This window comes from Stenotrophomonas sp. LM091 (genome assembly GCF_001806305.1).
Classification (GTDB): Bacteria; Pseudomonadota; Gammaproteobacteria; order Xanthomonadales; family Xanthomonadaceae; genus Stenotrophomonas; species Stenotrophomonas bentonitica_A.
In genome coordinates this window covers 1,988,595-2,000,237 of sequence record NZ_CP017483.1, presented here as the reverse complement: position 1 = coordinate 2,000,237, position 11,643 = coordinate 1,988,595, and the positions used below count along the sequence as shown (strand labels likewise).

General features: G+C 68.6%; 10 protein-coding genes. 6 read left to right on the top strand and 4 right to left on the bottom strand.

The window, feature by feature from the left end; genetic code table 11:
• Nucleotides 1-123 precede the first annotated feature (123 nt).
• Complete coding sequence (locus tag BIZ42_RS08730) at nt 124-1,026, top strand: LysR family transcriptional regulator (protein ID WP_070426195.1); 903 nt, start codon at nt 124-126, stop codon at nt 1,024-1,026.
• Nucleotides 1,027-1,101: 75 nt separating this feature from the next.
• Here the strand turns inward: BIZ42_RS08730 and BIZ42_RS08725 are convergent, their stop codons facing one another.
• On the bottom strand, nt 1,102-3,234 hold the full coding sequence (locus tag BIZ42_RS08725; protein WP_070426194.1) for a methyl-accepting chemotaxis protein: 2,133 nt from the start codon (nt 3,232-3,234) through the stop codon (nt 1,102-1,104).
• 181 nt (nt 3,235-3,415) lie between these two features.
• Here BIZ42_RS08725 and BIZ42_RS08720 point away from each other — a divergent pair, with 181 nt between their 5' ends.
• Entirely contained in the window at nt 3,416-3,868 is a 453-nt protein-coding gene (locus BIZ42_RS08720) for an Rrf2 family transcriptional regulator (protein ID WP_070426193.1), read from the top strand.
• A complete protein-coding gene (locus BIZ42_RS08715; RefSeq protein WP_070426192.1) occupies nt 3,858-4,766 on the top strand; it encodes an NAD(P)/FAD-dependent oxidoreductase in 909 nt (302 codons plus the stop codon). Before BIZ42_RS08720 ends, BIZ42_RS08715 begins: the two co-directional genes overlap by 11 nt.
• Nucleotides 4,767-4,858: 92 nt before the next feature.
• On the opposite strand, the gene BIZ42_RS08710 is transcribed toward BIZ42_RS08715, so the two are convergent.
• Nucleotides 4,859-5,818, bottom strand: coding sequence for an aldo/keto reductase (locus tag BIZ42_RS08710; RefSeq protein WP_070426191.1), 960 nt, complete (start codon nt 5,816-5,818; stop codon nt 4,859-4,861).
• 225 nt (nt 5,819-6,043) lie between these two features.
• On the opposite strand from BIZ42_RS08710, the gene BIZ42_RS08705 reads away from it, so the two are divergent.
• Both BIZ42_RS08705 and BIZ42_RS08700 read left to right on the top strand, forming a co-directional pair.
• Complete coding sequence (locus BIZ42_RS08705; protein ID WP_237393592.1) at nt 6,044-6,853, top strand: methyltransferase; 810 nt, start codon at nt 6,044-6,046, stop codon at nt 6,851-6,853.
• Between the two features lie 135 nt (nt 6,854-6,988).
• The gene (locus tag BIZ42_RS08700) at nt 6,989-7,531 is read left to right on the top strand and encodes a pseudouridine synthase (protein ID WP_070426189.1); all 543 of its coding nucleotides are present in this window, start codon (nt 6,989-6,991) and stop codon (nt 7,529-7,531) included.
• Nucleotides 7,532-7,587: 56 nt separating this feature from the next.
• On the opposite strand, the gene BIZ42_RS08695 is transcribed toward BIZ42_RS08700, so the two are convergent.
• Both BIZ42_RS08695 and hrpB read right to left on the bottom strand, forming a co-directional pair.
• The gene (locus BIZ42_RS08695; protein ID WP_019185464.1) at nt 7,588-7,977 is read right to left on the bottom strand and encodes a hypothetical protein; all 390 of its coding nucleotides are present in this window, start codon (nt 7,975-7,977) and stop codon (nt 7,588-7,590) included.
• Nucleotides 7,978-8,157: 180 nt separating this feature from the next.
• Nucleotides 8,158-10,662 carry an ATP-dependent helicase HrpB gene (hrpB, locus tag BIZ42_RS08690; protein ID WP_070426188.1) on the bottom strand — a complete coding sequence of 835 codons (2,505 nt, stop codon included), beginning with the start codon at nt 10,660-10,662 and terminating at the stop codon, nt 8,158-8,160.
• 103 nt (nt 10,663-10,765) lie between these two features.
• On the opposite strand from hrpB, the gene BIZ42_RS08685 reads away from it, so the two are divergent.
• Nucleotides 10,766-11,563: a TatD family hydrolase gene (locus tag BIZ42_RS08685; protein WP_070426187.1), complete on the top strand. Its 798-nt coding sequence runs from the start codon at nt 10,766-10,768 to the stop codon at nt 11,561-11,563.
• Nucleotides 11,564-11,643: the final 80 nt, after the last annotated feature.

The window sequence follows — 11,643 nt, the reverse complement described above, 5'->3', positions numbered from 1 at the left end:
GGATACCGGTGGGGAGTGAGGCTGCGCAGTCTGCGCGCCGCACTCTTGCGGAAAAAGCGGCCTTCACGCCAATCACTGTTGCTTCATGGTCAATAATGGGCGGTCTCCCGCCGTGTCACCGCCATGAAAACCACCCTTGATGAAATGCAGGCCTTCATCGCCGTGATCGACAGCGGGTCGATCACCGCTGCCGCCGAACAGCTGGGCCAGACCACCTCCGGTGTGAGCCGGGCGCTTGGCCGGCTGGAGGAGAAACTCGGTACCACGTTGTTGACCCGCACCACCCGTCGTCTGCAGCTGACCGAGGAGGGCGACGCGTTCCTGGCCCAGGCACGCGCGATCGTGGCCTCGGTGGAGGCAGCCGAAGAGCAGATCGCCGCGCGCCGTGAGCGACCGGCCGGGCGCCTGCGCGTGGATGCGGCGATGCCGTTCGTCCTGCACGTGATCGCCCCGCTGGTGGCCAGCTACCGCGCGCGCTATCCCGAGGTGGCGCTGGAGCTCAACAGCAGCGAGCGCTACATCGATCTGCTGGAGCGGCGCACCGATGTGGCGATCCGGATCGGGCCGCTGGCCGATTCCACCCTGCACGCGCGGCCGCTGGCCCACAGCCGGCTGCGCGTGATGGCCAGCCCGGCATATCTGGCGCAGCACGGTACCCCGCGCGACGTGGATGCGCTGGCGGGGCACACCCTGCTCGGCTTCAACGAGCCTGACTCGCTCAATCACTGGCCGCTGCCCGGGGCGACCGACGCGCTGCTGCACGTGCGCCCGGCGGTGGCGGTCTCCAGCGGCGAAACGCTGCGCCGGCTGGCGCTGGAAGGGGTCGGGATCGTCAGCCTGTCTGATTTCATGACCCACCGCGACCGCGAGGCCGGCGCCCTGGTGCAGGTGCTGCCGGATATCACCGTGGAGGTGCGCCAGCCGATCCACGCCGTGTACTACCGCAACACGGCGGTCTCGGCGCGGATCAGCTCCTTCCTCGATCACCTGGCGCAGGCCATGCTCGGCACGCCCTACGTCCGGTAGTGCCGGCCGCTGGCCGGCTCCCCCGCGATGCCCACTGCGTGCGGTTGCCGGCCAGCGGCCGGCACGACGGCTGCATCATGCCGCGCGCGCCAAGCCGCCCATCGCACCGCGCCCGGCATCCAGCACGAACACATCCACCGCCGCGTTCAGGGCCAGCGCCTGGTCTTCCATGCTGCGCGCCGCCGCTGAAGCTTCTTCCACCAGCGCTGCGTTCTGCTGCGTGGTCTGGTCCATCTGCACCACGGTCTGGTTGACCTGCTCGATCCCGGCGGACTGCTCCTGCGAGGCGGCTGCGATGTCGGCCATGATGTCGGTGACGCGCTGCACACTGCCGACGATCTCGCCCATGGTCTGTCCGGCCTGCTGCACCAGCGCGGCGCCGCTGTCGACATCGGTGACGGATTGATCGATCAGCCCCTTGATCTCCTTGGCCGCGCTGGCCGAGCGCTGCGCCAGCGTGCGCACTTCGCTGGCGACCACCGCAAAGCCGCGGCCCTGCTCGCCGGCGCGCGCCGCTTCCACCGCAGCGTTGAGCGCAAGGATGTTCGTCTGGAACGCGATGCCGTCGATGACGCTGATGATCTCGGCGATCTGCCGCGACGAGGCCTGGATCGCCCCCATCGTGGTGACCACCTGGCCGACCACCTCGCCGCCTTGCGAAGCGACCGAGGCGGCGTTGATCGAGAGCTGGTTGGCCTGGCGCGCATGCTCGGCGTTCTGGCGCACGGTGGAGGTGAGTTCCTCCATCGAGGCGGCGGTTTCTTCCAGGTTGGCGGCCTGCTGTTCGGTGCGGCGCGACAGGTCGCTGTTGCCCGCGGCGATCTCGCCGGCGGCGGTCTGGATCGACTGCGCGGCGTGCTTGATGTCGCCAACGATGGTGGTCAGCTGACCGGTGGTACGCGCCATGTCATCGCGCATGCGCGCGAACACGCCGTGGAAGTCGCCGCGCATGCGCGCGCTCAGATCACCTCCGGCGATCGCCTGCAGCACGCGCGACACTTCGCCCAGATCCTGCTCGGTGGTCTGCATCAGGCGGTTGAGGCCGCCGACCATCTCGCCGAAGTCGTGCTGGTAGCGTGCCTCATCGCCGCGCTGGCTGAAATCGCCCACGGCCGCTGCCGCCGCCAATCGTTTGATCTCGGCATTGATCGCACCGAGGTTGGCCTTGGCGGTATCCAGCGCCTGGGTGATCACCGCCTTCTCGCCGGGCAGGCGTTCCATGTCCATCGACAGATCGCCGACGGCATAGTGGCCCATGATCTCGATCGCCCGCAGCTTCACCTGGATGTGGTTGGCGACCAGGGTGTTGGTGTCGCGGACCATCTGCCCATAGCCGCCCGGGAATGCCGTGGCGTCCATGCGGTAGCTGATCTCACCGGCGTCGTGGCGCTGGGCCATCGTCGCCTGCGCGGCCAGCACGCCCTTCAGGGTCTGGGTAACCTCGCGCATCGCGGTGCCAAGGCGACCGATCTCATCGCCGCTGCGCACCACCACCACATGCTCCAGGTCGCCGCGCGCCACCGCGCGGGCCGCGGCTTCGACCGCGACCACCGGGGCGATCACCGCGCGCCGCAGCCACAGGGTGAGCACGGCCAGCAGCACCAGCGCCGCCAGCGCCGTGACCATGGCCGAGGCGACCAGCGCGGCGCGTGCGCGCTCGGAGGTTGCACTGGTCTCGTACTCGGCCCGTTCGCTGGCGCGCGCCGCCAGGGCATCCAGCGTGGCGCCCACGGCGCGGTCGGCGCCGCGCACCAGCGCGTCGCCGGCCTGGGTGTCATAGCCACTGGCCGCGAACGCCTCCAGCGCGCCGCGGTAGCGGGCCTCCAATGCGCGGTGCTCGGCCAGGAACCGGTTGGCCAGCGTGCGTGTCTGTTCATCGCGGCTGGTCGCCAGCGTGCCGGCCAGGGCTTCAATGCGGCGTCCTTCCGCATCGAACGCCGCCAGGTGGCGCTCGCGCAGCGCTTCATCGGCGCCGCGGATCAACACGTTCTTCCACTCCTGCACCTGCAGCCGGAACTCGCGCTGCAGCAGCTCGGCCTGCGCTTTGCGGGCGACCTCGACCGGCACCTCGGCCGACAGGTTCCGCCAGGCCGACCCCAGCCCGGCCAGGGCCGCCAGCACGATGATGACCAGGCCGAGCGACAGCGCGCCCAGCAGTTTGAATTGAAGACTCAGGGCGCGTGGACGCGCCGGTGCGGAGGACGTCATGAGAGATCAAAAGTAAGGAAGGGCGATGCGGTATCGGTCTGCCGGAGAAGACCTGAAGTGCGACGCCAATCACGGTTACCGTTCCATTAAACGTTGTGACGATGGCGTGTAGATGAAATTTGCTCACATATGGAACAAAGCAGGACTGGACACGCTGGCTATATGTAACTATTGTTGTTACATGAAATCCAGTAACCAGTTTTCCGACGCGCTGCATGTGATGGCCCATCTGGTCGGCCAGGAAGGCCCACGCACCTCCGAGCAGCTCGCGACCTGCCTGCCCACCCACCCCGTGGTCATCCGTCGCCTGCTGTCCGCCCTGCACAAGGGCGGTCTGGTGACCACGGTGCGGGGCCACGGCGGCGGCAGCCAACTGGCGCGGGCACCGGCGCAGATCACCCTGCACGACGTGTATGTCGCCATCGGTGCGCCGCCCCTGCTGCACACCGGCGCGCGCGAGACCGGGCGCGGCTGCCCGGTGCAGCGCGTGGTCAACGAGGCGCTGGACGCCAGTTACCGCCAGGCCCAGGCGCTGCTCGAGGCCCGCCTGCGTGACACCACCCTGGCCACGCTGGGCGAAGAATTCGCCCGCCACCTGGCCCACCACGCTGCAGGAGTTCCCCATGACGTTTGATGCGATTGTCGTCGGCGGCAGTTTCGCCGGCCTGTCCGCGGCCCTGATCCTGGCGCGTGCGCGCCGCGAGATCCTGGTGATCGACAGCGGCCTGCCGCGCAACCGCTTCGCCGCCCATTCCCAGGGCGTTCTGGGCCAGGATGGCATCGCCGGCGCCGAGCTGCTGCGCAACGCCAAGGCGCAGCTGTTGGACTACCCGACGGTGCGCTGGGTCAACGATAGGGTCAGCACGGCCCAGCCGACCGTGGATGGCTTCGTGGTCGGCACCGCCAACGGTGACACCTGGGCCACGCGCAAGCTGCTGCTGGCCACCGGCATCGCCGATGAACTGCCCGAACTGCCCGGCCTGGCCGAGCGCTGGGGCCACAGCGTGGTGCACTGCCCGTACTGCCATGGCTACGAAATCGGCGGCGGCGCGATCGGCCTGCTGGGCGGGCATGCGAAATCCGCCACGATGGCCGCGTTGCTCGCGGACTGGGGCAACGTCACCCTGTTCGCGCACGGCATGACACTGGCACCGGAGGAACTCGCCGCCCTGCAGCACCGCGGGGTCGGCATCGAGCACGAGGCGGTGATCGGTCTCGAAGGCGAGGCTCCGGCGCTGAGCGCTGCCGTGCTCGCCGATGGCCGCCGGGTCGAACTGCGCGCGCTGTTCGTCACCGCGCGCCAGCATATGGCGACCCCCCTGGTGGAACAGCTGGGCTGCGTGCTGGAGGACAGCCCGGTCGGTGTGCTGGTCCAGGTCGACCCGGGCAAGCAGACCAGCGTGCCGGGCATCTATGCCGCGGGCGATGCAACGCTGGTCGGCAACATCAGCCTGGCCAGTGCCGAAGGCGTGCGCGCCGGCGTCAGCCTGCACCACGCGCTGGTCGCCGAGGACAGCCGGGCCAGCCGATAAGGCGAGGGCGCTCGGCCGGGCCGGAAACCGAGCGCCGCCCCATACGGAAACAGCCGCCCCGGGGCGGCTGTCCGTCATCCATGGCGGTGGGCTCAGGCCTGTTCGGCGCTCGCCGCATCCAGCTGCTGCACTTCCTGCGCCGACAGCGCGACCTTCGCGGCGGCCAGCACATCGTTCAACTGCTCGACACTGGTGGCGCTGACGATCGGCGCGGTGATGCCCGGGCGGGCGATCAACCAGGCGATCGCGATCTGCGACGGGCTCACGCCATGCGTGCTGGCGACGTCGTCCAGTGCGCCGAGGATGCGCAGGCCACGCGGATTGACGTACTTGTCCACCACGCTCTGGCCGCGCGCGCTGCTCTTGCCCGCATCGGCGGCACTGCGGTACTTGCCGCTGAGGAAGCCGCTGGCCAGTGAGTAGTAGCTGATCACGCCGAGCTGCGCGTCGCGCACGACCGCTTCCAGCCCGGCTTCATAACCGGCGCGGTCGTACAGGTTGTACTCCGGCTGCAGCGTCTCGTAGCGGGGCAGCTTGTAATCGGCCGAGACCTTCAAGGCATCTCGCAAGCGCTCGGCGCTGTAGTTGGACGCACCGATCGCGCGCACCTTGCCCTGTTCGATCAGGCGACCGAAAGCAGCCAGCGTGGATTCGAGCGGGGTGGATTCATCATCTTCGTGGGCCTGGTACAGATCGATCACGTCGGTCTGCAGGCGGCGCAGCGAATCCTCCACGGCGGCGGTGATGTTGTCGGCCGACAGGCCCGGGTGTTCGGACCACTTGGCCACCTTGGTCGCCAGCACCACCTTGTCGCGCTTGCCGCTGTGCTTGAACCAGCGGCCCAGGATGGTTTCCGACTCGCCGCCCTGGTTACCGGGCACCCACGCCGAATAGACATCGGCGGTATCGACCAGGTTGAAGCCGGCCTCGACGAAGGCATCGAGCAGGGCGAAGGAGGTCTTCTCGTCCGCACTCCAGCCGAAGACATTGCCACCGAAGGCGATGGGAGCGACATGGAGGCCGGAACGACCGAGTTCGCGCGTAGCAGTCATGGGTGATGTTCTCCCTGGGAATCGTTTCCACAGGATACGGCCGGGGGGGTGACAGCGTTGCGGCAGCAGGCACAAAACAGTGTTCTGGATTGCTGCGTCGCACTAACGCTTTGTGAACACCTGTGCACGCTTGGCTGCTAGTCTCGCCGCATCCCGTTACCGGAAGCCCCGCCGATGAAAGCCCGTTCGTTGACCTGTGCCTGCCTGTTCACTGTCTCCACCCTGATGCTTGCCGCGCCCGCGATGGCCATCAAGCCCGCCGGCCAGAACGCGCAGGTCGCGATCACCCCGGCCGTGCAGAAGGCCGTGCAGGACAGCCGCCGCGATCCGGCCAACGTCAAGCGCGATGCCTACCGCCATCCAGCGCAGACCCTGTCGTTCTTCGGTGTCGCGCCGGGCCAGACCGTCATCGAGATCACCCCGGGCAACGGATGGTATTCGGAAATCCTCGCGCCGCTGCTGCACGACAAGGGCCAGTACGTAGCCGCCGTGGTCGACCCGGCGGCCGTGCCGGAGGGGCGTGGCCGTGATTACCAGCAGCGCAGCCGCGAGGGCCTGGAAAAGAAGTTTGCCGCTGACGCCAGCGTGTTCGGCAAGAGCCGTGTGGTGGCTTATGACCCGAAGGCCCCGGTGTTCGGTCCAGCCAACTCGGCCGATGTCGTGCTCACCTTCCGCAACGTGCACAACTGGCGCAGCAGCGGCCAGGCTGAAGGCATGTTCAAGGGCTTCTTCTCGGTGCTCAAGCCGGGCGGCGTGCTCGGCGTGGTGGAGCACCGCGCCAAGGCCGATGTGCCGGCCGACGACAAGACCGGTTATGTCGGCCAGCAGCAGGTGATCGCGATGGCCAAGGCCGCCGGTTTCGAACTGGCCGGCAGCAGCGAGATCAACACCAACCCGCGCGACACCAAGGATTATCCGAATGGCGTGTGGACGCTGCCGCCGACCAACCAGCATGACGCGGCAGATGAAGCCAAGTACCAGGCGATCGGCGAAAGCGACCGCATGACGCTGCGCTTCGTGAAGCCGGGCAAGTAACACACCGCGCGCGGGCTATCGCCCGCGCGTTCCAGCTTCTGCTCAAAATGAAGATCATCGGATAACGTTCGCCGCGGATCGCGGCGTCGGCGTGGGGATGGGACAATGGACCACCCCACCGCCGCTGTCGCCCCGATGCTGATCGCCTTCAACAAACCGTTCAATGTGCTGTGCCAGTTCACCGACCGCAGCCAGCCGCCGCGCGCGACGCTGGCCGGCTTCGGTCTGCCACCGGCGGTGTATGCCGCCGGGCGGTTGGATTACGACAGCGAAGGCCTGCTGCTGCTCACCGACGATGGCGGCCTGGCCCACCAGTTGACCGATCCGCGGCACAAGGCCGACAAGACCTACTGGGTGCAGGTGGAAGGTACGGTGACCGATGAGCAGGTCCAGGCGTTGCGCCGAGGCGTGCTGCTCAACGATGGCCCCACATTGCCGGCCGGTGTCGAGCGCTTGGAGCCCGCACCCGAATTGTGGCCACGCACGCCGCCGGTCCGCTTCCGCAAGACGGTGCCCGATGCGTGGCTGGCCATCACGCTGCGCGAGGGCCGTAACCGGCAGGTGCGGCGGATGACCGCAGCGGTCGGCCTGCCGACGCTGCGCCTGGTCCGGGTTTCCATGGGCGCGCATGCGATCGGCGATCTGCAACCTGGGCAATGGCGGGAGATCGGACAATAAAAAACCGCCGGCTGAGGCCGGCGGTTTCCATGCGGATTCGGTGAAGCGTCAGCCGATCAGGCGTCGCTGCCGATATCGCTGGTTTCATCCACCACGGTGTCGTTGCGGCGGTTGCGGGCGCTGATGCGCTGCGCCTGGCCGTTCACCACGCCGCCGTTGGCGAGCTTCTTCTTCTGCTGCTTGCGGTACAGCGCGTAGCCCAGCAGGCCGACGCCGACAGCGGCGGCGGCGATGGTCACGGCCGGATTGCGGCGCACCACCTTGGCGGCGACCTTGCTGCCGGTCTTGACTGCGCCCAGCGCCGCGCCGGTCTTGATCCAGTCGGTGGCCTGCGGGCCGAAGTGGCGCAGGTTGCTGCCGGCATGCTTGAGGCCGTCACCAGCGGTGCTGGCGATGTCCAGGGCGCGCTCGAGGGCGCGGTCGGTAATCACGGTCAATCTGCTCATGGGGGGTCCTTTGCCTCGGTTCTGATCCAGTGTCGCGCGATGGCCGTGTACGCGGTGTTATCCACCGGCGACGGCCAGGTCATGACTGTAGCGGCTCGGTGCAGCGTGGTCAGCGGGGCGTGTGGTGCCGGTCAGGTAGCAGCCATGAATGGGGGCAACGCGATGGCGGCGGAGGCGCGCTCACGTCCCGCGCGGCTTGGCCCGGTGCGTGGCCGTGGCCGTCCACGGATCATCCGGCCACGGATGCTTGGGATAGCGGCCCTTCATTTCCTTCTTCACTTCGGCATAGGTGTTCGCCCAGAAATTGCGCAGGTCCTGGGTGACCTGCAGCGGCCGGCCGCCTGGGGAAAGCAGATGCAGCGTCAGCGGGATGCGGCCATCGGCGATGCGCGGGGTGTCGCTCAGGCCGAACAGTTCCTGCAGTTTGACGGCCAGCACCGGCGCCTGCGGCGTGACGCCATCGGCATCGAGCGCGTAGTGGATCGGGCGCTCCATCCCGGAAGGCACGGTAATGCGCACCGGGGCATGGCGATCGATCAGCTGGCGTTGCGCCCACGGCAGCGGTGATTTCAGCGCTTCACCCAAGGTGGATTCGTCGAGCGCGTCCAGGCGGGTCCTGCCGTTGAACGCGGGGGTCAGCCAGGTCGGCAGCGTCGCCAACAGCGCTGCGTCGGAGACATCCGGCAGTTCCAGCTCCGGCATCCATGCCCGCACCGCCAGTACACGTGCCTGCCACTGGCGCAGCCCCTCGGTCCACGGCAACGCATCCAGCCCGAGTTCGGCAACCGCTTCAGTCAGTGCCTGCGCGGCTTGTGCAGGATCCACGCGGCCGGCCGAGCGGCTGTCCAGCACGATGCGGTCGAAGCGGGTTTCCCGTCGCGCGACCAAGGCACGCTTTTCACCATCCCAGCGCACCACGTCTTCCTGTTTGAAGCGATCGGGAAAATCACGGCGCAGGCGGTTCTCGTCCACCGGCGCGGCGCGCAGCAGCAACGCGTCGCGTGCCTCGTAGCGCAGCTCCACCGCGACCAGCCACGGCTCGCCACGCAGATCGCTGGGATCGAACAGGCGCGCGCTGCGGCCATTGGCCAGCAGATAGCGCAGCGGATCGGTCGGATGGCGGGCAGCGATCCGGTCCGGAAATGCATGGGCGAGCAGGTCACCGAGTTGATGCGCCTCCACCGACGCAGGGGGCGCGACCTCGCAGCGCAGGCGTCGCCGCCATTGCTTGCTGGCCGCATCGATGGTCACCAGGCCGCCGCGGTTGGCATCGGGTGGCACGCGCCCCTGGCGGAACGCCGCCAGCGCACGCCACCGCGCGGCGAGTGCATCACCCCCTTGCCGCAGCGGATCGCGCGCTTCCACCAGCGCGGCCAGATCGCAGGCCAGGGCCTGTTCCACACCGGCACCTGCCGCCATCAGCATCGCCGCCAGCCGTGGATGCGTACCGAGGGTCAGCATGCGCCGGCCCAGCGGGGTCAGCGTGCCGCTGTCGCTGAGCGCACCCAGGCGCTGCAGCAGTTCACGGGCGGCGGCCAGTGCACCGGCCGGCGGTGTATCCACGAAGCGCAGGTCGTCGCTGCCCCACGCGGCCAGCTCCAGCGCCAGCGAGGCCAGTTCCACCTGCGCGATCTCGGGCCGGCGCTGTGCCTCCAACCGCTGCGACTGCGGCCACAACCGCCACGCCCAGCCCTCGGCCACACGGCCTGCGCGGCCGGCACGCTGGTCCGCCGAGGCCTGCGCGATGTTCACCACGTCCAGGCGCGCAAAGCCGCTGTTGGGGTCGTAGCGCGGCTCGCGGGCCAGCCCCGCGTCGATCACCACGCGCACGCCGGGCAGGGTCACCGACGACTCGGCCACGTTGGTGGCCAGCACCACGCGGCGGCGGCCGCCGGGATCGGGCTGCAGCACCTGCGATTGCTGATCCACCGGCAGTTCGCCGTGCAGCGGCAATACCTGCACGGCGGGATCGAGCACGGACTGCAGCGCGGTCTGCACGCGCGCGATCTCGCGCTGGCCGGGCAGGAACACCAGCACATCGCCGGGATGCTCGGCCAACGCCTGCTCCACCGCACGGCGCGCCTGCGGTTCCAGCGCTTCGTCGCGGCGTGCGGGGAAATGCGCGATCGTCACCGGGAAGCTGCGGCCTTCGCTGCTCAACCGGGGCGCATCGAGGAACTGCGCCAGCCGCTCGCCATCCAGGGTGGCCGACATCACCACGATGCGCAGGTCCTCGCGCAGCTGCGACTGCACATCCAGCGCCAGCGCCAGGCCCAGATCGCCGGCAAGGTGGCGCTCATGGAATTCATCGAACAGCAGTGCGCCCACGCCCTCCAGCAACGGATCGTCCTGCAGCATCCGGGTCAGGATGCCTTCGGTCACCACTTCAATCCGGGTCCGCGCGGAGATCCTGTTCTCGAATCGGATGCGATAGCCGACGGTCTCACCGACGTTCTCGCCCAGCTGTCGCGCCATGAACTGCGCCGCGCTGCGGGCGGCCACGCGGCGTGGCTCGAGCATGATGATCCTGCGGCCTTCCAGCCACGGGGCATCCAGCAGGGCCAGCGGCACCTGGGTGGTCTTGCCGGCGCCGGGCGGCGCTTCCAGCACTAGCCGGGGGCCGCGCTCCAGCGTGGTCAGGAGCTGCGGCAGCAGCGTGGAAATCGGGAACATCGGGGGCGTCATGCGGCAAGGATACGGGGCGCAGGCGAGGGCGGCGAGACGTGCACGCCGGGGCATCGCGGGGCAGCACGGTAGAATGGGCGGGTTCATTCGTCCTGTAGCCCCCATGCAACTGATCGATATCGGCGCCAACCTCACCCACGACTCCTTCGATCGCGACCGCGACGCCGTGCTGGCGCGTGCGCGCGAGGTCGGAGTGGTGCAGATGGTGATCACCGGCGCCAGCCGCGAGCATTCGCCCATGGCGCTGGCGCTGGCCCGCCAGCATCCCGGGTTTCTGTACGCGACCGCCGGCGTGCATCCGCACCATGCGGTGGAATACACCGACGAGTGCGACGCGGAGATGCGCGCGCTGCACGCGCATGCCGAGGTGGTGGCGGTGGGCGAGTGCGGGTTGGACTACTTCCGCGATTTCTCGCCGCGCCCGGCGCAGCACCGTGCCTTCGAGCGTCAGCTGCAGCTCGCCGCCGAGAACGGCAAGCCGCTGTTCCTGCACCAGCGCGATGCGCACGCCGATTTCATGGCGCAGATGAAGAACTTCGACGGCAAGCTGGGCCCGGCGGTGGTGCACTGCTTCACCGGCGAGCGGCAGGAACTGTTCGATTACCTGGACCAGGACTGGTACATCGGCATCACCGGCTGGTTGTGCGATGAACGCCGCGGCGCGCACCTGCGCGAACTGGTCAAGCACATCCCGGCCAACCGCCTGATGATCGAGACCGACGCACCCTACCTGCTGCCACGCACGCTCAAGCCATTGCCGAAGGACCGCCGCAACGAGCCGATGTTCCTGTCGCATATCGTCGACGAGCTGGCGCGGGATCGTGGCGAAGCCGTGGAGGTCACGGCTGCCCACGCGACGGCGGCTACGCGCACGTTCTTCCGGCTGCCTGACGCGGCTTGAGAAGGTAGGTACCGACCGTTGGTCGGTACGCGTGTCGGACCCCGCATTGGTACGCCGCACCCACGACCAACGACCCACGA